The 21121-nt window shown below is 41.4% G+C and carries 19 protein-coding genes; 6 read left to right on the top strand and 13 right to left on the bottom strand.

Annotated elements, in window-relative coordinates:
* Positions 1–17: 17 nt before the first annotated feature.
* Entirely contained in the window at positions 18–785 is a 768-nt protein-coding gene (locus NFU46_RS04250) for an ABC transporter substrate-binding protein (protein ID WP_251599998.1), read from the top strand.
* A 195-nt stretch (positions 786–980) separates the two neighbouring features.
* A complete protein-coding gene (locus NFU46_RS04245) occupies positions 981–1178 on the top strand; it encodes a CsbD family protein (RefSeq protein ID WP_054562286.1) in 198 nt (65 codons plus the stop codon).
* A gap of 40 nt (positions 1179–1218) precedes the next feature.
* Here NFU46_RS04245 and NFU46_RS04240 read toward each other — a convergent pair whose 3' ends face one another.
* From NFU46_RS04240 to metA, 6 genes are all read right to left on the bottom strand, one after another.
* On the bottom strand, positions 1219–2364 hold the full coding sequence (locus NFU46_RS04240; protein WP_105181400.1) for a lipase family protein: 1146 nt from the start codon (positions 2362–2364) through the stop codon (positions 1219–1221).
* Between the two features lie 33 nt (positions 2365–2397).
* On the bottom strand, positions 2398–2922 hold the full coding sequence (locus NFU46_RS04235) for a DUF6795 domain-containing protein (RefSeq protein ID WP_105181399.1): 525 nt from the start codon (positions 2920–2922) through the stop codon (positions 2398–2400).
* Between the two features lie 165 nt (positions 2923–3087).
* The gene (locus tag NFU46_RS04230) at positions 3088–4128 is read right to left on the bottom strand and encodes a GGDEF domain-containing protein (RefSeq protein WP_251599995.1); all 1041 of its coding nucleotides are present in this window, start codon (positions 4126–4128) and stop codon (positions 3088–3090) included.
* 342 nt (positions 4129–4470) lie between these two features.
* Positions 4471–7101 (bottom strand): methionine synthase, encoded by a 2631-nt coding sequence (gene metH / locus NFU46_RS04225; RefSeq protein ID WP_175082301.1) that lies wholly within the window; start codon positions 7099–7101, stop codon positions 4471–4473.
* Between the two features lie 9 nt (positions 7102–7110).
* Positions 7111–8178 (bottom strand): homocysteine S-methyltransferase family protein, encoded by a 1068-nt coding sequence (locus NFU46_RS04220; RefSeq protein WP_220095033.1) that lies wholly within the window; start codon positions 8176–8178, stop codon positions 7111–7113.
* Positions 8168–9115 carry a homoserine O-succinyltransferase gene (gene metA / locus NFU46_RS04215; RefSeq protein WP_062566720.1) on the bottom strand — a complete coding sequence of 316 codons (948 nt, stop codon included), beginning with the start codon at positions 9113–9115 and terminating at the stop codon, positions 8168–8170. Before metA ends, NFU46_RS04220 begins: the two co-directional genes overlap by 11 nt.
* A gap of 199 nt (positions 9116–9314) precedes the next feature.
* On the opposite strand from metA, the gene ettA reads away from it, so the two are divergent.
* The 3 genes from ettA (at position 9315) to NFU46_RS04200 (ending at position 12431) form a co-directional block, all read left to right on the top strand.
* The gene (ettA, locus tag NFU46_RS04210) at positions 9315–10988 is read left to right on the top strand and encodes an energy-dependent translational throttle protein EttA (protein ID WP_054562291.1); all 1674 of its coding nucleotides are present in this window, start codon (positions 9315–9317) and stop codon (positions 10986–10988) included.
* A gap of 115 nt (positions 10989–11103) precedes the next feature.
* Entirely contained in the window at positions 11104–11469 is a 366-nt protein-coding gene (locus NFU46_RS04205) for a PilZ domain-containing protein (protein ID WP_175080006.1), read from the top strand.
* Between the two features lie 53 nt (positions 11470–11522).
* Positions 11523–12431, top strand: a complete 909-nt coding sequence (locus NFU46_RS04200; RefSeq protein ID WP_063529564.1) for a histone deacetylase — start codon at positions 11523–11525, stop codon at positions 12429–12431.
* Positions 12432–12512: 81 nt separating this feature from the next.
* Here the strand turns inward: NFU46_RS04200 and cyoE are convergent, their stop codons facing one another.
* The 6 genes from cyoE to NFU46_RS04170 form a co-directional block, all read right to left on the bottom strand.
* Positions 12513–13397: a heme o synthase gene (gene cyoE / locus NFU46_RS04195; protein ID WP_054554292.1), complete on the bottom strand. Its 885-nt coding sequence runs from the start codon at positions 13395–13397 to the stop codon at positions 12513–12515.
* A 141-nt stretch (positions 13398–13538) separates the two neighbouring features.
* The gene (gene cyoD, locus NFU46_RS04190; protein ID WP_251599992.1) at positions 13539–13898 is read right to left on the bottom strand and encodes a cytochrome o ubiquinol oxidase subunit IV; all 360 of its coding nucleotides are present in this window, start codon (positions 13896–13898) and stop codon (positions 13539–13541) included.
* The gene (gene cyoC, locus NFU46_RS04185; protein WP_054562296.1) at positions 13898–14533 is read right to left on the bottom strand and encodes a cytochrome o ubiquinol oxidase subunit III; all 636 of its coding nucleotides are present in this window, start codon (positions 14531–14533) and stop codon (positions 13898–13900) included. The genes cyoD and cyoC overlap by 1 nt, the downstream gene beginning before the upstream one ends.
* A complete protein-coding gene (gene cyoB, locus NFU46_RS04180) occupies positions 14530–16518 on the bottom strand; it encodes a cytochrome o ubiquinol oxidase subunit I (protein ID WP_251599988.1) in 1989 nt (662 codons plus the stop codon). Before cyoB ends, cyoC begins: the two co-directional genes overlap by 4 nt.
* Before the next feature lie 2 nt (positions 16519–16520).
* The gene (gene cyoA / locus NFU46_RS04175; RefSeq protein WP_054562298.1) at positions 16521–17435 is read right to left on the bottom strand and encodes a ubiquinol oxidase subunit II; all 915 of its coding nucleotides are present in this window, start codon (positions 17433–17435) and stop codon (positions 16521–16523) included.
* A 236-nt stretch (positions 17436–17671) separates the two neighbouring features.
* A complete protein-coding gene (locus tag NFU46_RS04170) occupies positions 17672–18091 on the bottom strand; it encodes a hypothetical protein (RefSeq protein ID WP_175080010.1) in 420 nt (139 codons plus the stop codon).
* Between the two features lie 415 nt (positions 18092–18506).
* On the opposite strand from NFU46_RS04170, the gene NFU46_RS04165 reads away from it, so the two are divergent.
* Complete coding sequence (locus NFU46_RS04165) at positions 18507–19862, top strand: M14 metallopeptidase family protein (RefSeq protein WP_251599985.1); 1356 nt, start codon at positions 18507–18509, stop codon at positions 19860–19862.
* A 213-nt stretch (positions 19863–20075) separates the two neighbouring features.
* On the opposite strand, the gene NFU46_RS04160 is transcribed toward NFU46_RS04165, so the two are convergent.
* A complete protein-coding gene (locus NFU46_RS04160) occupies positions 20076–21053 on the bottom strand; it encodes a transposase (RefSeq protein ID WP_251599982.1) in 978 nt (325 codons plus the stop codon).
* Positions 21054–21121: the final 68 nt, after the last annotated feature.

Below are 21121 nucleotides of genomic sequence, written 5' to 3'. Positions count from 1 at the left end.
CAGAATAAGGAATTAACTTGTTCAGGATTTACACCCGTATTTTAATCACCTTGCTACTTTTAGTTTTCCCGTTTCAAAAAGCGTTTAGTCAGCAAAAAATTACGGTTGCACTTGGCAATACACTACCCCCTTGGGTCATGGTTGAAGACAACACAGGCATTATTCCTGACTTACTTCGTGCAACACTCGGTGTTCACGGTTATCAAATACACTTTGTCTACGTTCCCTATGCAAGGCGGATCCCTTTGTATACTGAGAACTTAGTTGATGTTGTGTCTGATATTAATAAAAAAGTTATCGAAACCCATCAAATGAGCGGTTACTTTTCAGATATTGCTTACAGCTACGAGAACTTTGCTTTTAGTCTGGCCAAGCAAAACCTGCAGCTTAGTTCAATTGCACAATTAAAACACTTTAGTGTTCTTGCATGGCAAGGTGCAAAAGAATTACTCTCACCAGAATATCAAGCAATGGCCAGAGAAAACCCACAATACGCAGAAACCTATGATCAGCTTGCACAAGTACAGCTTTTGTATCGAGAGCGCTACGAAGTGATCCAGATGGACGGTAAAATTTTTGATTATTATCGAGCGTTAATTAATATCAATGATGAAATTGATGTCTCTAAACCTGTGCAACGATTTGCGTTATTTGGCAAAAACCCCAGTGGCTTTTTATTTCGAGACGAAGCCTTAAGAGACCTGTTTAACGAGAACTTGCGTAAACTAAAATCAACTGAAGAATACACGCGGATAATCAATCGCTATACATCTAAGAGCCACTAAGTATCTAAAAACTAGCGCAACAGAAAATATTACAGGCTGATGCTAAAAACTACGTAGTAATTGCAAACTTTTAAATTCCACTCATTATATGTAAAGACACAAAAAACTATAAATCAATGAGTTAACAAGTTACACCAAATTGGTACAGCGATTGCTCTTACTAAGATGAATGTTTAACAAAGTAAGGAGATTATGATGAACAGCGATCGTTTAGAAGGCAATTGGAAAGAGCTTAAAGGTAAAGCACAACGTAAATGGGGTGACCTTACCGATGATGATTTAGATAAAATTGAAGGTAGCCGTAAAGAGCTGGTTGGTAAACTTCAGCAAAAATACGGTAAATCTAAGGAAGAAGCTGAGCGTGAAGTCAGCGACTTTGAAAAAAGCCATTAGTTTCGCAGCCTAACAAAGCCGCCATCGGCGGCTTTTGTATTTATTTTGTTAGAGCTATTGCTTGGCCTGCAAGAGAAAATACATTAGTGAGCATCAATTTCAAAATATGTCTAATGGATGCATATGTAAAGGATATAGCTTTAAATGGATAGCCACAAAAAGCCAGCATGTAACCTAAGATCCCCTTCACATCACTAGTATAGCTTTTAGATAAATCAATACTATCAGTTAGAGCTTTAGCTATTTGATCATAAACGGTAAGTGTATTTGTGTAATGGTTTTGTATAGCATATAACTTACCTGTATCACGTAAATGAGTAATTAACGCTGCGCCTATTTTTCTTGCCCAACGAGAAGTACGAGTGCACTCTAACCGTTTTTCATAATCAAGCCTGACTTCTTCTTGTATTCTTTTTTCCATTCCTCTACTAATAGCAGCATAACTTTTAAAGCTACTAGCAGTATTTAAGTAGCCAGGTGTCGGCTCTGTCATACTATGAGCTTTTGGAGTAATTGTTGCTGCACCATTTAAAATATACTCTTTTTCAGTATGCATAAATGGCCACACCGGCACTAAAGGTACAGGGTCAGCGGCGTGCACACAGCGATAAACATGGTTATTTGTTGCAGCTTCCGTCTGTAAAGCAAAGCTATGATAACCAACTCTTGGAGCACCAAAAGTATAAAGCTTCACATTTGCACCAAAGTGATTTTTTAACCAATTCGCAGCTAAGTTAGCCAAAGCACCGCCTAAGCTATGACCCACAACATGTATATTTAGTTTTTTATTCACTCTTTTACTAAAGAATTGCTCTAGCTGCTTTCTAAATGAGTTAAAGGTATGATTAAACCCCGCATGTACAGGCTGATTATTACTACAGGTACTTAGACCACAATTAAGATCAGTAATCACATCTCGCATTTTAGCCGTGCCGCGTAATGCTAAGACATAATCACCTTCAAATAACCCCTTTTTGCCTTTTGCAATACACCCAAATTCTGTTTTATGATTAAACATTCGCTCTAAAATTGAGCCACTCACACCTTGTACTGATTCCGACTCTAAAGTAAAAAGAGTGCTAACTCTTTCAACATAAGGGTTAGTAGCTATTAAAGCTCGATTATCTAATAGTTCATATGCAATTGCTGCGAAATTAGCTGCAATTGCAGGGCTTAAAGCTTTCATTTTTATGTCCTTATAGTTTTGACCTTTGAAATTCTAATCTTCTTTAATCTCTGAAAGATCGAAGTAATCACTTTGTTTTAAAATTTCAAAATCTTTATTCCATCGCCCAATACTTACGGCTTCAAATTTATGACCTTCAACTTTTGTGTTTTCAAATTTAAAGATTATTTTATCACTAGAAATATCAGCAACTAATTGTCCAAGCTTTTTTGCATATTCTTCACGAAAACTAAAACCTGGTAATCTTGCTCCCCATAAGCAGTACTCTTTACTCTTATGTGTTAAAAGAAGTGACTGAGAAGTAAAAATTTCTGCAAAGGGGACTGCGGGTTGGTTAGAGCGAACATTGACTTCTGGAAAATAAAAGCAGCCTTTATCATCGGTATAAGCAAAATCTTCTACATTTTTTCCATCAGAGAAGCGAAGAAACCTTTCTACTTTCACCTTTATTAAAGGTTTGCCATTTTCACTAACTTGACCTTTAACTTCGGGGCATAGATGTACCTTATACGCACCGAAATAGTTACCCAATTTCTTAAATGATTCTAAGAGTGACATTAAAAATGAGCCTTAAAATAGGCTGCGAACTTAACGGAAAGAAGATGTTGATGATGTTCCTTATCTTGACTCACTATTCACACGCCCTTGTAAATAATGGGTACATCATACATAAATAACCAACAAAAAACAGCTAAGTTAGTACAGTCGTAGAGCAAATATTTATCAAGCTGGCTCATGCTTTGCTAAATCTACCTCAGCAACCGTTTGATTTTTACCTTGTGATTTAGCGCGGTAAAGTCGTTTATCGGCAATATTTAAGCAATGATCCATGCTTTCATCAGCGACACGCACGTACAAGCCAATACTTAAGGTGACATGAAAACGATGCTGGCCACTCGTAAATGGCTTTTCAGTAAGCTTCTTATGAATTTTTTCAGCGACTTTTCTGGCCCTAAGCTCATACCCTGTTGGGATCACAATTAAAAACTCTTCGCCGCCCCAACGGGAAATAACATCGTCTTCTGTGCACACTTCTTTAAAGACATCAGCAAAAAATATCAGCACCTCATCACCCACTTGATGACCGTAGGTATCGTTGATTTGCTTAAAGTTATCAACATCCATCAGCAAGAATACAGCCCCTTCGCCAAAGCGCTTATCTTGCAAGCATTCAGTTGCGTAGCGACGGTTAGCGAGTTCAGTCATCGCATCAGTACGTGCAAGCTTTTGATTAAGCTTAAGCTGTTCCATTAACTGCAAACTGTATTTGTTGCGGTAATATTCGTAGAAGCCGCCCAAAATACATAAAATCGAGAAACACAGCATGACCCGTGTAGGAAAGTAATGACTCGGATAACTGTAATAACCAAATTGATCGGTAAAATAGAAAAGCAACGAGATAATAATGGCAAGCAAGATAAGATCGAACGCTCCGCGCTTTAAGCCACGAATAAAAAATGTCACAGGAGATACAATAAACAGCCATAACGGCCCAGTGCCATTGCTCCCCCCAGAGACAATTAAAAAACACATCATCGAATAGAGGGCGTACAGCATAAGTACTGCTATGGTTTCGTCACGATTTTTAATGACGAAAGGTGAGGCAAACACAAAGCCGCCAATAATCAATAAATAGCTAAGGGCATGGTAACCATCTTGATAGCTGGTGATCGCCATTAAAAACGAGGTAATCGAACCAATAAATGCAAAAACACGTAAAAATCGTGCTTTATCTTTGTCACTTGCATTCACTGTATCAATCACAATTTCACCTTAGATTTCTTGATCAATCTCAACAATACCAATCCGCAATAATACTTAATCATTTTGAGGGATTAAACCTGTCGCTACCTGCGTTAAAAATTTCTGATTTAGAACAACTAAATAACGAAATTTTTGCCTTGTTATCAACGAGGTTTTATTGCCTCAAAATAGACCACTTTATTAAGCGAATTGGTATAACTTTAACACAAATATTTAAAATAGAAGGAATTTGCCAGTATTAAAACAATTAAAAATAAAAAAGTATGATAAAAAATGGGCATAAAAAAACGAGCCATTTGGGGCTCGTTTTTAATTTAAACAAAAGCTAATAACTAAAGGTTATTATTCTGGTTCATAGCCCAAATTAGGCGACAACCAACGCTCAGCGTCTGCAAGAGTCATGTTGGTACGCTTAGCGTAATCTTCAACCTGATCTTTTTGAATCTGCGCCACTGCGTAGTACTTAGCTTCAGGGTGAGAGAAATACCAACCAGAAACCGCCGCACCCGGCCACATTGCATATGAACTGGTTAGCTTCATGCCAATACGCTGTTCGGTATCAAGTAACTGCCAGATTTTCTTCTTCTCTGTATGTTCAGGACAAGCAGGATAACCTGGCGCTGGGCGAATACCTTGGTAGTTTTCACGAATAAGTTCATCGTTCGATAGATTTTCATCTACCGCATAGCCCCAATACTCTTTACGCACTTGCTCATGTAAGTACTCTGCAAATGCTTCTGCTAAACGGTCTGCAACGGCTTTAACCATGATCTTATTATAATCATCTTGCTTAGCATCGAAGGCATCGGCAAGGTCGTCTTCTTCAAGACCACCAGTAACCGCAAAAGCACCAAAGTAATCAGGGGTGCCTTTTGGCGCAATATAATCAGCTAAACAGTAGTTAGCAAAGTCGGTTTTTTCCGTTTGCTGACGTAAATGACAGGATGTAGTTAAAAGCGTTGTACGCGACTCATCGGTGTAAATCTCAATGTCATCCCCTACTCGGTTTGCAGGGAATAAACCAATGACACCTAGAGGTTGTAGCGCACCTGATTGCTCAAGCTCATCAAGCATTGCGTTGGCATCAGCGAATAAGCTTTTAGCCTGTTCACCCACAATTTCATCTTCAAGAATACGTGGGTACTTACCAGCGATTGACCACGTCATGAAATAAGGTGTCCAGTCGATGTACTGTCTTAACGTCGCAATCGAAACATCTTTAAACTCAGTCACACCCAGCTTTTTCGGCACAGGTGGCGTGTAGTTATCCCAATCGAGTTTTACTGCGTTGTCGCGAGCACGCTGTAAAGTAACGGGTTTTGAGCGTGGCTTTTTACGTGCTTGTTGTTCACGTACTTTTTCATACTCAGCCTTGGTTTTCTCTAAAAATGCCGGCTTTAACTCTTTCGACAATAAATTAGAAACCACACCCACAGCGCGGCTGGCGTTATTGACGTAAACCACACCTTTATCATACTGAGGCTCAATTTTAACCGCAGTATGCGCTTTAGAGGTTGTTGCACCACCAATCAGTAACGGTAATTCAAAACCACGACGGGTCATTTCTTTCGCAACATGCACCATTTCATCAAGTGATGGGGTAATCAGCCCTGATAAACCAATAATGTCAGCTTTTTCGTCAATGGCGGTTTGCAAAATTTTCTCTGCTGGCACCATCACACCAAGGTCGATAACCTCGTAGTTATTACATTGCAGTACCACGCCTACAATATTCTTACCAATGTCGTGTACGTCGCCCTTAACGGTTGCCATAACCACTTTACCATTGGTTGCGCCCTCTTCTTTTTCAGCTTCAATGAAAGGGTCAAGATAGGCAACGGCGCGCTTCATCACACGTGCTGACTTAACAACCTGAGGTAAGAACATTTTACCCGCACCGAATAAGTCACCTACTACGTTCATGCCGTCCATAAGCGGGCCTTCGATCACTTCGATAGGCTTAGCTTTGCTCTTGCGGCACTCTTCGGTATCTTCGTCGATGTACTCGGTAATGCCTTTTACTAACGCATGTTCAAGGCGCTTTTCAACAGGCCAAGTACGCCACTCTAAATCTTCTACTTTCTCTGCTTGCGCCATACCTGAGTATTTTGGTGCAAGTTCAACAAGTCGCTCACCAGCACCTGGGTCGGTATTGAGGATCACATCTTCTACAGCTTTACGCAGCTCTTCAGGGATATCGTCGTAAACCGCTAATTGACCCGCATTAACAATGCCCATGTCCATACCCGCTTTAATCGCGTGGTATAAAAACACAGAGTGAATAGCTTCACGAACTGGGTTATTACCACGGAACGAGAACGACACATTCGATACACCGCCCGACACTTTACAGTGCGGTAAGCCTTGCTTAATTCGACGCGTACCTTCGATAAACTCAACAGCGTAGTTATCGTGCTCTTCAATGCCCGTTGCGACGGCAAAAATGTTCGGGTCAAAAATAATGTCTTCTGGCGGAAAGCCAATATCATCAACGAGTATTTTGTAACTACGCTGACAAATCTCGAACTTACGATCAGCAGTTTCAGCTTGCCCGGTTTCATCAAACGCCATTACAACCGCAGCAGCGCCAAAGCGTTTAATTAACTTAGCTTGGCGGATGAACGGCTCTTCACCTTCTTTAAGTGAAATTGAGTTAACAATGGCCTTACCTTGAATACACTTTAAGCCTGCTTCAATCACGTCCCATTTAGATGAGTCGACCATGATAGGTACTTTTGAGATATCAGGCTCTGAGGCAATTAAGTTTAAAAACTTTACCATCGCCGCTTTCGAGTCCAACATGGCTTCATCCATGTTGATATCAATTACTTGCGCGCCATTTTCTACTTGTTCACGGGCAACATCGAGAGCGGTCTCGTAATCTTCTTCCATGATCAAGCGCTTAAACTTAGCCGAGCCTGTTACATTGGTACGCTCACCGACGTTAGTAAATACAGCAATTTGGTCAGTCATGTCGGTTTCCTAGTTTAAGTTACACGCTTCAAGGCCCGATAAGCGCATACGCACTTCAAGCTCAGGTAATTGGCGAGGTTTAACACCTTCAAGGCCTTTCGCAAACGCCTTAATATGAGCCGGTGTGGTGCCACAACAACCACCTACAATATTGATAAAGCCAGACTTGCCCCAATCAATAATTTCTTGGGCCATTTCAGGAGCTTCTAAATCATATTCGCCAAACTCGTTCGGTAAACCTGCATTTGGATGCACCGAGGTAAAGGTTTCACAAACGCGCGATAACTCTTCAACATACTGGCGCAGTAAGTCAGGGCCAAGGGCGCAGTTAAGGCCGATTGATAGCGGTTTAATATGGCGAATTGAGTTATAAAATGCTTCTGTGGTTTGCCCTGATAAAGTTCGGCCAGAGGCATCGGTAATGGTGCCTGAGATCATCACTGGTAAACTACGACCAGCTAGTTCGAATGCTTCTTCCACAGCAAACGAAGCCGCTTTTGCATTAAGGGTATCAAAGATGGTTTCTATTAAAATAAGGTCAGCACCACCTTCCATTAATGCCAGTGTTGACTCAACATACGCAGCCACCAGCTTATCAAAGTTGATATTACGATAACCTGGGTCATTTACATCTGGTGAAATAGAACAGGTTTTTGACGTTGGCCCAAGCACACCGGCTACATAACGCGGTTTGCTAGGATCTTTTGCTTCAAGTTCATCACACACGCTGCGTGCAAGCTTCGCTGACTCGAGGTTGATTTCGCGGCTAAGGCTCGCCATGTCGTAATCTTCCATCGAAATAGTCGTGGCATTAAAGGTATTCGTTTCGATGATATCAGCACCGGCTTCTAAGTAAGCACGGTGAATATCAGCAATGATTTTTGGCTGAGTTAGGCTTAATAAATCGTTATTGCCTTTAATAAGTACATGCCAGTCTTTAAAGCGCTCACCGCGATAATCCTGTTCTTCTAACTTATATTCTTGGATCATGGTGCCCATCGCGCCATCGAGGATTAAAATTCGCTGTTTTAGCGCCTCGGTTAATTGTTCGCGTTTATTCACTGCATTACTCGGCATAGTTGTTAGTCCTTACATCTTGGCTAACTAAGTTAATATCATACGGTGTAGTTTGGTACACATAATAGTTTAACCAATTCGAAAACAATAAAAAGGCATGGCTTTGCCACGTTTTCGACGGTTCGTTGTCTGGGTTATCGTCAGGGAAGTAATTTTCTGGCTTAGGTGCATCCGCTGATTTTTCTTGGTCGCGTAAATACTCCCCTTTTAAGGTATGAGCATCGTACTCTGGATGGCCAGTAATATACACTTGGCTACCTGATTTATTTTTAATTAAGTAGGCACCTACTCGCTCTGATCCGGCTAACACCACCAGCTCTTCGCAGGCATTGATCTTATCGATATCAATATGACCATAACGAGAATGTGGCACTAAAAAGGTATCATCAAAGCCACGCGTTAGCGCTGCGTGGTCAAAATAGCTTTTATGGGTAAATACGCCACTGAGTTTGTTTGGTTTCAGATCACGTTTAAGGCCATAGTGATGATAAAGCCCAGCATGGGCCGCCCAACACGAAAACAGCGTAGACGTCACATGCTGCTCTGCCCAATCTAAAATAACTTTTAGTTCGTCCCAGTAAGCAACTTCGTCATATTCTAAATGAGCAAGCGGCGCGCCCGTTATGATCATGGCATCGTAGTTATTATCTTTCACTTCTGAAAAATAACGATAAAACGTATCCATGTGCTGCTCAGAGTTACTACTGGTGCGATGGGTATCTAAGCGCAACAGCTCAACATTAACTTGCAGCGGTGAGTTTGCTAACAAGCGAATAAACTGCACTTCGGTTTCAACTTTGTTTGGCATTAAGTTTAAGATGGCCAAACGCATTGGGCGGATTTCTTGCGTTTTAGCACGACTTTTTGGCATTACAAACACGTTTTCTTGACGTAACTTTGCAATGGCAGGCAATTCATCTTTTACTGTAATGGGCATAGCTGGCTCCGAGCATACTTATCTGACTGCTAATTATGAACGGATAGTTAGAAATTTCAACCTCTAGATGTTTAGATGTCCAAATGAATTTTATTTGTTTGAAAGCAAAGCCCATAAAAGCCTGTTTCGTTGACGTATACGCGACAGAGCCTCTACAATATACGCTGTTAATTTTTCTTATAAATTGAAGGCTCCTTTCATGGTGTTACCAGATAAGTTTATATTCTCGATGAGTCGAGTTTCTAAGGTTGTGCCACCTAAGCGCACTATCTTAAAAGATATTTCTTTACACTTTTTCCCAGGCGCAAAAATTGGTGTGCTAGGTCTAAACGGTGCAGGTAAATCAACGTTACTTCGCATTATGGCTGGTGTTGACCAAGACTTTGAAGGTGAAGCTCGCCCTCAACCAGGCACTAAAATCGGTTACTTACCGCAAGAACCTGTACTAGACGAAAGCAAAACAGTTCGCGAAACAGTAGAAGAAGCAGTAAGCGAAGTTAAAAATGCACTAAACCGCCTTGATGAAGTATACAACGAGTATGCAATGGACGGTGCTGACTTTGATGCACTTGCGAAAGAGCAAGGCGAACTTGAAGCTATCATCCAAGCACACGATGGTCACAATATCGACAACGTGTTAGAGCGTGCAGCTGATGCATTACGCCTTCCACCTTGGGATGCAAAAATTGAACACCTTTCGGGTGGTGAGCGTCGCCGTGTTGCGATCTGTCGTTTACTACTTGAAAAACCAGATATGCTTATTCTTGACGAACCAACCAACCACTTAGACGCTGAGTCAGTTGCTTGGTTAGAGCGCTTCTTACACGACTACGAAGGTACCGTGGTTGCTGTAACCCACGACCGTTACTTCTTAGATAACGTAGCAGGTTGGATTTTAGAGCTTGACCGTGGTGAAGGTATTCCTTGGGAAGGTAACTACTCATCGTGGCTTGAGCAAAAAGATTTACGTTTACAACAAGAACAGAAATCTGAAAAAGCACGTCAAAAATCAATCGCACAAGAACTTGAATGGGTACGTTCAAACCCGAAAGGCCGTCAAGCTAAGTCTAAAGCACGTATGGCACAGTTCTCTGAGCTTCAGCAAAACGATTACCAAAAGCGTAACGAAACGAATGAACTATTCATTCCACCGGGTCCACGCTTAGGTGACCAAGTTATCGAAGTGAAAGGCCTGAAGAAGAGCTTTGGCGACCGTGTATTAATCGATGACTTAAACTTTGCAATGCCGAAAGGCGCTATCGTAGGTATTATCGGTGCCAATGGTGCGGGTAAATCAACGCTATTCAAAATGCTAAGTGGTGAAGAAACGCCTGATAGCGGTGAGATCATTGTTGGTGACACAGTTGAGCTTGCAACGGTTGATCAGTTCCGTGGCGACATGGACGAAAGCAACACTGTTTTCCAAGAAATCTCTAACGGCCAAGACGTATTAAAAATTGGTAACTTTGAATTCCCAAGCCGTGCCTATGTTGGCCGCTTTAATTTCAAAGGTAACGACCAACAAAAATTCGTTAAAGACCTATCAGGTGGTGAGCGCAACCGTTTACACCTAGCTAAGTTACTAAAAGCAGGTGGCAACGTATTACTACTGGATGAGCCAACCAATGACCTAGACGTTGAAACACTACGTGCACTGGAGAACGCTATTTTAGAGTTCCCTGGCTGTGTAATGTGTATCTCGCATGACCGTTGGTTCCTTGACCGTATTGCTACACATATTCTTGATTACCGTGACGAAGGCCAAATTAACTTCTTCGATGGTAACTACACAGAATACGAAGAGTGGTTGAAGAAAACCTTAGGCGCCGAAGCAGCACAACCTAAGCGTATCAAATACAAAAAAATTGGCTAATTAGCTGATACTCAAAAAGCCCCTACTTAGGGGCTTTTTTGTTGCAGTAAGCTTTACTATCACTCACTCCATTATGATCTATACTTATTAGATCACTAAAGTTGGAGATACAGCTATGAATGAACGCAGAGAGTTTTCGCGGGTATTATTTTCTTGCCCTGCGATACTTCGCATTGAAGGTAACGACTATCACTGTCAGTTACTTGATCTATCTTTGCAAGGTGCGCTTATTACTAAAAGTGATTCATTTTTAGTGCCTATTCATAGTAAAGCTGACTTAATCTTTACCCTGCCAGAGTCATCAATCGAGATTAAAATGCAAGTGGAGCTATGCCATGTTGAGCATCAGCATGCAGGCCTTCGCTGCGAACATATCGATATTGATAGTATTACTCACTTAAAACGGTTGATTGAGCTCAATCTGGGTGATGAAGCATTATTACATCGCGAATTAGCTCATTTAATTCACGCACCAGAGTAAACTTTTGTCGGTAGATTCGTTATGCTGTAGCAAATTCAGCTATTCAATGAGCTATGCAGTTAAATCCCCACTTACCCTTGGTGTATCACCCAAATTACTCGTTTAGTTTCGATCCTAACCATCGCTTTGTGATGAGTAAGTTTGCTTATTTATATGAGCATGTACAAAACCTTGGATTAATAAATGACAACCTAACTCAACCAGTGCTTGGCAGCCCTGAGCCTCTTGAATTGGTGCACTGCGAAAACTATATCCACGACCTTTGGCACAACCGCTTAGATGAAAAAGCGATGCGCCGTATTGGCTTACCTTGGTCAAAAGAGCTGATGGCACGTACCTTTACCGCGCCTCTGGGCACCTTACAAACAGCACGTTTAGCCCTTAAACATGGCATCGCTTGCCACTTAGCCGGTGGCACTCATCATGCCCATACTGATTTTGGCTCAGGCTATTGCATGGTAAACGACCTCGCTTTTACCAGCGAAACCCTGATAAAAAGTGGTGAAGTAACCAATATACTGATTTTTGATTTAGATGTTCATCAAGGTGATGGTACCGCAGCAATGCTAGCGCATCAGCCCTATGCCTATACTTGCTCTATTCACTGTGAAAAGAATTTTCCGTTTCGAAAGTCAGCCAGCGATTTAGACATAGGTTTAGCACCGAATGTCGCTGATAGTGAATACCTAGGCGTTGTTGACGATACGCTGAGTTATTTATTAAACACCCTAAACCCAGATTTAGTGCTTTATGATGCAGGTGTAGATGTATGGCAGCAAGATGGCTTAGGAAAACTTGATATAAGCTGGCAAGGGATAGCGCAACGCGACCATTTAGTTCTCAAACGTTGCCTTGAGCACAATGTACCTGTCGCAACAGTAATTGGTGGTGGTTATGATAAAGACCATCGCCGTTTAGCGGCTCGCCATGGCATTGTGGTAGAGCAAGCTGCTCGATTTTAAAAACGAAAAAGAAAAAAGGCCCGGTGGAGAAAAAACCGGGCCTTTGCTACTGTAACATTGGGATATGTTAGCAACTTTTTTCTAAGTTAAAACAAGTAGCTGTGGAGCTACCGAATGGTAATCTAAAGCCATCGCTATGCTCAAAACCGTGATGTTTACAATTGAAAAAGCAAACACTTGGCGCGCCCAGCCGCTGACGTCAATATTGCGACGATAGCCACGAAGCGCCATTAGCAACCACCAAAAACTCGTTGTACAGGCTACAGCCATAAAGGCTAAACCTGTATAACCACTAATGGTTAATAACATCACAACCAACGCATACACGGCGATATATAAAACAATGTGATGCTTTGCCTTCTCGATCCCCTGCGCTACTGGTAACACAGGAATTCTGGCCGCTTGGTAGTCGTTATAACGAAAGATTGCAATTGCATATGAATGAGGCATTTGCCATAGACTAAACATAACCAATAAAATCACAGCACCAGCATCAAACTGCCCAGTTACGGCACAATAACCCACTACAGGTGGTACTGCGCCAGATAAACTTCCTACAAAGGTGCCGTACACAGAACGACGTTTCATATATAAGCTGTACACACCGACGTAGATGACGTAACCAAAAGTAGCAAATAAGAGTGCCACTACGTTGGTATACACAGCTAATAACCCGAAACCAATAACACCAAGCACGATGCCATGTGCCATAGCCGCCTTTGCTGACATTTCGCCAGTCACTGTGACGCGTTTGCGAGTGCGCGCCATAGCAACATCAATATCACGATCAATTACGTTATTGATCGCGCATCCTGATGCCACTACTAAAGATAACCCTAGTAAGGTTGCGATCATTAACCATGGGTCAATATCACCGCGAGAGGCTAGCAAGAATCCCCCCGCGACAGAGATCAAATTGCCCATGATAATGCCAGGTTTAGTGACATTTAAATAACGTCGAAACACTTCCTCGACTCCTCTAATTTTCAGCACAAACGCAATATTACGAAAGAAACTAGTTAGTAACAGACTGTGAGAACTGGAGACACAACCTCAGACTAACCAGCTCCTTTCGTAAATCTTTTACCAAATACCAAGTAATTGTTATTAGTACATCATCATGGCGTTCGATTCGTAGATGATCCACACCGACAAACCAACCACCATTACAATGATTAAAGCACTAAAGATAAACGACAATGAACTTGCCTTGCCGTCTTCAGTTTTGAAGTTTAGGTGTAAGAAATATTTCAAATGCACCCAAATTTGCACAATCGCCATGCTCACGATGCACCATGCAGTGGTCGTTTTAGAAAACGAACCACTCATCACAGCCCAAAATGGAATAGCCGTTAAAACCACAGACAGTAGAAAACCAATTAAATAGTCTTTAACGCTGCCATGTGATTGTTCATTTTGTGCATGAACTTCTAAGTTATTCATTACATGTGATTCACTGTGGCTCATTACATTGCTCCCATTAAATAAACAACGGTAAATACACAGATCCACACCACATCTAAGAAGTGCCAGAATAGGCTTAAACAACTTAGGCGTGTCACTGTTTGTGGGTTTAAACCACGGCGCACAACTTCAATCATCAGGACAGTCATCCAAATAAGACCGGCTGTTACGTGAAGACCGTGTAAGCCCACTAAAGAGAAGAACGATGTTAAAAAGGCACTTTGCTGAGGGCCATTACCATGCGCAATTAGGTGATGGAATTCGTACACTTCCATACCAATAAACACTGCACCAAAGGCAAAGGTAACCAGCAACCAAGTTAATGTAGCCGCCTTTTTCTGCCCGTGAGCAGAAATCATCGCAAAACCAAAAGTGATACTACTGAGTAGTAGAGCTGCAGTTTCAACCGCAACAAAATCAAGTTCAAAAATGTCTTTACCCGACACACCGCCAGCAGTGTTCATGAACAATACTGCGTAGGTTGCAAAGAATGATGCAAACAACAGGCAGTCGGTCATAAGGTATAGCCAGAAACCAAATACGGTGTTACCACCTGTATCGTGGTGCTCATGGTCATGTGCATCGACATGACCGTGTGCGCCGTTTAAGGTGTCGAGTCCTGCAGAAATGGTACTCATGCATTCACCTCCTTCGTAGCGGCTGTATTGTGAGCCGTTTCTAGTTCAACAATTTCATCTGGTTGCACGTAGTAATCAACATCGCTGGTATAACAACGCTTGATGAACACCACGATAGCACCCAGTAAACCAAAGGCTGCAAGCCACCAAATGTGCCAGATCATGGCAAAACAGAAGGTTGTTAAAGCTGCGCTCATTAATACACCTGCCGATGTATTTTTTGGCATATGAATTGGGCTATAAGAGGCTTCTTGCTTGTAAGCTAAGCCTTTCTCTTTCATGTCTGTCCACGCATCAATGTCATCAACATGAGGGATTTTCGCAAAGTTGTAGTACTGCGGAGGTGAAGCCGATGCCCACTCAAGGGTATGACCATTCCACGGATCGCCCGTTGTATCATCAAGTTGCTCGCGGTTTTTGAAGCTCACTACAAGTTGCACAACTTGGAACAAGATACCGAACATAATGATCACCGCACCGCCAGCTGCAATGTATAACCAAATGTTCCAATCAGGGTTGTTCGTGTGGTTTAAGCGACGTGTCATACCTAAGAAACCAAGTACGTATAACGGCATAAATGCTACGAAGAAACCAATTAACCAGCACCAGAAAGATCGTCTGCCCCAGCTCTCGTCAAGTTTGAAGCCCATTGCTTTAGGGAACCAAAACGCAAAACCAGCTAAATAACCAAATACCGCACCGCCAATAATAGTGTTATGGAAGTGAGCGATTAAGAATAAGCTGTTATGTAATACGTAGTCAGCACCAGGAATAGCAAGTAACACGCCGGTCATACCACCGATAGTGAACGTCACCATAAAACCTAAAGTCCAAAGGACAGGCACAGTAATACGTAAACGACCACGATACATAGTGAATAACCAGTTAAACAACTTAACCCCGGTCGGTACCGCGATAACCATGGTCATAACACCAAAGAAGGCATTAACGTTAGCGCTTGAGCCCATAGTAAAGAAGTGGTGAAGCCAAACGATGAAACCTAAAATTGAAATTGCACCACTTGCGTAAACCATCGACTTATAACCAAACAGGCGTTTACCAGCAAACGTTGAGATAACTTCTGAGAAAATACCAAACGCAGGTAAGATCAGAATGTAAACTTCAGGGTGACCCCATGCCCAGAATAAGTTGATGTACATCATCGCGTTACCACCTAATTCATTCGTGAAGAAGTGGAAATCGAGATAACGATCAAGCGTTAACATAGCCAGTACAGCAGTTAAAATTGGGAACGATGCTGCAATTAAGATATTTGCCCACGTACATGCCCAAGTAAAAATAGGCATTTTCATTAATGTCATGCCTGGTGCACGCATTTTAAATACAGTCGCTAAGAAGTTTACCGATGTTAATAAGGTACCCAAGCCGGATATCTGCAAGGCCCATATATAATAATCGACCCCGACACCTGGACTGAATGACAACTCTGACAACGGTGGATATGCCACCCAACCCGTTTTCGCAAACTCACCAAAGAATAATGAGATATTGATTAGGATTGCACCGCCTGCAGTTAACCAAAAGCTAAAGTTATTTAAGAATGGGAATGCAACATCACGAGCACCAATTTGCAGCGGTAAAATGATGTTCATTAAACCAATCATAAACGGCATCGCCATAAAGATGATCATAATCACCCCGTGTGCCGTAAAGATTTGGTCATAATGCTCTGGTGGTAAGTAACCACTTGCACCGCCGGTAGCCATTGCTAATTGCAGTCGCATCATAATGGCATCCGCGAAACCACGGAAAAGCATGATAAGCGCAAGAATGATGTACATGACACCTAAACGCTTATGGTCAATTGAGGTGATCCAGTCGTGCCAAATCACGCCCCACTTTTTATATTTTGTTACTAAGCCTGCCACTAACAGACCTAAGACAGCAACAACCGTCATGGTAACCATGATAATTGGTTCATGAAACGGGATTGCGTCTAATGTTAATTTACCTAACAACGACATGATTATTCCTCGTCCTCGCTGTGCTTCTTATGAGCTGAGTGCTCTGGCATAGCGTGTTGCATTGCACCGTGAGAGCCATGCGCTTGCATATATTTCATTACGATTGAATGGAACATATCTTTATCTACGCTGGCATAGTATTTAACTGGGTCGTATTCACTTGGTTTTGCAAGTTCAACATAGCTTTGCTTAGTCAATGCAGAACCGGTATTTTTTACTTTGTTTACCCAAGCATCGAAATCAGCTTCTGTGGCTGTTGCAATGGCATCGAACTTCATACCAGTGAAACCTGCACCACTGTAGTTAGCAGAAAAGCCTTTAAAAGTACCCGGCTCATCAGCGATTAAGTGAAGCTTTGTTTCCATACCTGCCATTGAGTAAATTTGGCTACCAAGCTGTGGAATGAAAAACGAGTTCATGGTGCTTTCTGAGGTGATCTTGTACTGCACTGGCACATTGGCAGGAAAAACAAGCTCATTCACTGTGGCGATGCCTTGCTCTGGATAAATGAATAGCCATTTCCAGTTCAAAGAAACAACCTCAACAGTAAGGTGCTTACCTTTACCCTCAAGTGGTTTATATGGGTCAAGTTGTTGCGTTGACTGCCACGTGATCACACCTAAAATCGCAACGATGATGATAGGAATGGTCCAAACTACAGCTTCAATCTTATTAGAGTGCGCCCACTTTGGAGCGTAAATTTCTTGATCTCGTCCATCACGGTATTTCCATGCAAAATAAATTGTCATGGCAATAACTGGAATCACAACAATCAGCATTAACACCGTAGCTACGATAATTAAATACTTCTCGTCGACACCAATTTGACCTTTTGGATCGAGTACCCCGCCTTTACAGCCAGACAAAGCCAGCACTAAAGACGCTAGAGCAATATTACAAAGGTTTCGAATTGACAAAGGAATATCCTACAACCTAAAAGTTAACACTTGTCGAAATAAGAACACGACGCTTTTCTGCAACAGATGCTACAGATATCCCTCGGCTGAATAACGAGCACGACAAAAAGGCACGCTAAAAAGAGAGGGATTTTAGGTTGGCTGACTGAAATTTGGGCGTAAAAAGCCCACTAGGTGCTTAGTAAAGACAACTTAGTAAGCGACTAAAATGGCTGAACTTAAGCAACAAAGCTTATTTACAGACAACCACTTACACGAGGAGGAGCACGACAGCCATGAGCGCTGTGTACTACTAAAGACTTTATCGTTTCACGCGCAGCGAAGGCCGCTTTACGTAAAATGACACCTGCACGACGCGCAGGGAAGAAATGGAAGACCAACCAGCATAAACCAATAAGTAACTGGCAAGACACCACAGGGTAAGCTAAAAAACTCAACACATTAAGCAACGGTGTTTCGTATAAAGCACCTTCGCTTAATAAGTTTCTTAGCCCTTGAGCATCTTCTAATGTACCGTTGATTAGCATCGCTGAATTAATCAGCAACAAGGCTAAAACTGACATTAGCTCTTTACCAGCAAAAAGCGCACGCGCAGCCAATTGCAATCTAGCTAAGCTAGACTGTTTGACACCTTGTGACTGATTAATTGCTCGCAAAACTCACGCCTTTTTATCGCTTTTACTGCATTAGAGGTAAGTGGCTTACCCTATTTTTTAATGCGGTAACATGATCTTCATCAATAAAGTTTCAGTAATTACTGAAATTTCGATGTGGAGTATAACAAAGTCAACAGACGGTACAAGTAGAATTTAACAGCACACGGTTAAGTATCATTTAACCATTTGATAACAAACTGTAAAAAAACCAAATCATTAAAGCTAAGTAATTAAAAGTAATACTGTATTTTATATAGCGAAAAGCAATGAAGAAAAAGAAAATAGCATAAAAATAGCGATTTAAAGCATACTTAGTCAGTAGCAATCGAAGATTTAATACTGAACAAGGATTAGCCAAACCATTAAAAATATAATATTCTAAAGAATACCAAAATAAAGAATAAAAGAGATAATTATGCGTCAATATGCACTTGCCACAGCCCTTTTAGTATTAAGTAACACGACATTTGCAAGTACGATTGAAGACACCGCTGTAGCAGGCTTAGATAAACCTGCGATTTACTACGCCGATATAGAGCCCCACCTAAAAAACGCAGCAAAACACCGAAGCGTTACACTAAAACAAATCGGCACCTCTTTCCAAGGACAGGCACTTAACTCTCTTAAAATCGGCACAGGCCCAATCAAAGTGATGATGTGGAGCCAAATGCACGGCGACGAAAACACAGCTACTGCCGCACTAATGGATTTTTTAAGCTTTATAACTGCCGATGAAAACGCACAATGGCTAGAAAAATGGCAACAGAAAATAACCCTTCTCATTATCCCTATGGTGAACCCGGATGGCGCTGCTGTTCAAACCCGCCATAATGCACAAGGTATTGATTTAAATCGTGATGCAAAAGCTCTTCGCACAAAAGAAGGGCAAATACTCATGGCTGCGGCAGATGCATTCAAACCTGACTTTGGCTTTAACTTACATGATCAGAATGCATATTACGGTGCAGGTAAAATGGGAAAACAAGCCACCATTTCAGTGCTAGCACCCGCCTATAATGAAGCAAGAGAAGTAAATAAAAGTCGTGGTGAGGCTATGCAGTTTATTGCCCACTTAGCCAAAACGGTTGAAACCATGATCCCAGGGCACTTGGGGAAGTACAACGACAGTTACTCTTACCGTAGTTTTGGTGATACTTTTTCAGAAAAAGGTATCCGAACTATATTAATTGAATCAGGTGCTTACCCAAACGACCCAAACCGACAAATAGCCCGTAAAGTTAACCGTGTTTTATATAAAAAGACCATTGATTCAATAACTTCACAGGAATGGAAAAGCGCTAAAATGGCCCAGTACCACGCTATTCCATTTAATGCTAAAGACAATTGGGTAGACTTACTAATAGACGATGTAACAGTAAAGAGTGAACTTGGTGATTACCAGATAGATATTGCAATAAACAACAAAGGACAGTCCCCCATCATTAAAGAGTTGGGTGATATAAGCAGTATCCGCCAAGGTTACACCAGTTTAGATGCAAGCAGCCTGAACTTTAAGGTAGGTAACAGCTTTGTTTTAAATGAATCGTTAACGCTTACCGTAAATAAATATAAAGAGCTTTTAATACAAGGATATAGTTGCTTTTCTGGCGATATTAATATGCTAGAAAACGCCACAAATTGGCCAGTTTACGCATGCAAAAGTGTATTTACATCAATACCTTCACTTCATGCACCTGCCGCCTTTTTCTTACAAGCAAATGGCAAAAATAAGTACGCAGTTTTAGGGGCTGAGCTAATTAATTTAGATTAAACACGATTTAAAAGGACAGGCACTGTTAAAAGTGCCTGTTAAATCTCCAAATACCTTAAATTTGTTACCTAAAATAATCTTTGTGTAGGCAAACCATCCTATTAGCTTAATTTAACAATAAAAACTAAGATAAAAGATTTGACTTTATGAGAATTAAAAGCACAAGTTAGCTGCAAGTGTTTGCAAAAAATAAAAGTCGAGAGAAATTTAAGATTAACTAGCAAGTAATAACTTACAGCTTGCTAGGTTACTTCGTCGCTTACGAGCAGTTATACTGCAATAACTTTCGATAGCCCCCAATCGACCTGCAGCTCCACGAAATAAGTTTTCAAATTGAGTTGTTAGTGTTAACCAGTTTTCAGCTTCGAAATTTAGCCTTTCAAGAATAGGAGGTAAATGATGCTCTATATATCCCGGCTTATCCGCGCTGATACAACGCCCAGTTTGCTCTATCAGTAACAAGTATGACTTTAACTCAAAAGGTATACCCTTTGATTTATACTTACTCATGCCACCAACAAAACGAGCTAGTAACTTAGGTTGTTTTGAATCCTTTACACTTTGGCATCGCTTTTTAAAGCTGGTATAGTCCGATTGCTCCGGCGTGCTCGCGACCTTTGCACGAACAGGGTTTAAATCAACATAGGCCATACATGCTAATAGAGCAGGTTCATCAAGGAGTGCTTGGCTTTTAAAACGCCCTTCCCAAAAGTGGCCTGTACACTCGTCTTCTTTATTTGCCCGTCTGGCTATATATTCATTAAGCATTCGCATGAACCAACTAATACTCGAAAGGCGCGCTCTGTATTCTGCAACCTCTTTATTTAAGAAGACTTGTTGGCCGTCACTTAAAGGCTGACCATGAAGAAATTTTTGACCTAAAGGCGTTGCTTTACTGAGCTTAAACCAACGCAAAAGAATGGCCTTATCAGATAACCTATTTGCTTTTTTATCATCAACATAAAACACAACATGAGTATGGTTACTCATCACCGCATAAGCACACACATCAATGCAAAATACCTTTGCAAGAAAAAGTAGTCGCTCCTCAACCCACCCTCTGCGGTGTTCATATGATTTACCAGTGAGTACATCTTTCCCACAAAGGTAAGCGCGTCTAACGCAACGGGATACACAATGATAATACTTGGTGTTCGACAAACAGATTTGTCGCTTCCTTGCTAAAGCCATCGTCCACTCCTTGAACTGATAATTTGAAATGCATTAGCTGTAACTAAAGTGTAGACAAAATCCGTTTT

Source organism: Pseudoalteromonas sp. NCCP-2140 (genome assembly GCF_023708065.1).
In the GTDB taxonomy this organism is placed as follows: domain Bacteria; phylum Pseudomonadota; class Gammaproteobacteria; order Enterobacterales; family Alteromonadaceae; genus Pseudoalteromonas.
The sequence above is the reverse complement of the archived record's forward strand: the minus strand, read 5'-3'. Positions and strand labels throughout refer to the sequence as shown.

Coding starts and splice junctions, on each gene's coding strand:
- NFU46_RS04165 (WP_251599985.1), top strand. CDS start 18,507: ATGCGTCAATATGCACTTGCCACAGCCCTTTTAGTATTAAGTAACACG.
- NFU46_RS04220 (WP_220095033.1), bottom strand. CDS start 8,178: ATGCCGAGTAATGCAGTGAATAAACGCGAACAATTAACCGAGGCGCTA.
- NFU46_RS04245 (WP_054562286.1), top strand. CDS start 981: ATGAACAGCGATCGTTTAGAAGGCAATTGGAAAGAGCTTAAAGGTAAA.
- NFU46_RS04160 (WP_251599982.1), bottom strand. CDS start 21,053: ATGGCTTTAGCAAGGAAGCGACAAATCTGTTTGTCGAACACCAAGTAT.
- ettA (WP_054562291.1), top strand. CDS start 9,315: ATGGTGTTACCAGATAAGTTTATATTCTCGATGAGTCGAGTTTCTAAG.
- NFU46_RS04200 (WP_063529564.1), top strand. CDS start 11,523: ATGCAGTTAAATCCCCACTTACCCTTGGTGTATCACCCAAATTACTCG.
- cyoC (WP_054562296.1), bottom strand. CDS start 14,533: ATGAGTACCATTTCTGCAGGACTCGACACCTTAAACGGCGCACACGGT.
- metH (WP_175082301.1), bottom strand. CDS start 7,101: ATGACTGACCAAATTGCTGTATTTACTAACGTCGGTGAGCGTACCAAT.
- NFU46_RS04235 (WP_105181399.1), bottom strand. CDS start 2,922: ATGTCACTCTTAGAATCATTTAAGAAATTGGGTAACTATTTCGGTGCG.
- NFU46_RS04205 (WP_175080006.1), top strand. CDS start 11,104: ATGAATGAACGCAGAGAGTTTTCGCGGGTATTATTTTCTTGCCCTGCG.
- NFU46_RS04240 (WP_105181400.1), bottom strand. CDS start 2,364: ATGAAAGCTTTAAGCCCTGCAATTGCAGCTAATTTCGCAGCAATTGCA.
- metA (WP_062566720.1), bottom strand. CDS start 9,115: ATGCCCATTACAGTAAAAGATGAATTGCCTGCCATTGCAAAGTTACGT.
- cyoB (WP_251599988.1), bottom strand. CDS start 16,518: ATGTCGTTGTTAGGTAAATTAACATTAGACGCAATCCCGTTTCATGAA.
- cyoD (WP_251599992.1), bottom strand. CDS start 13,898: ATGAGCCACAGTGAATCACATGTAATGAATAACTTAGAAGTTCATGCA.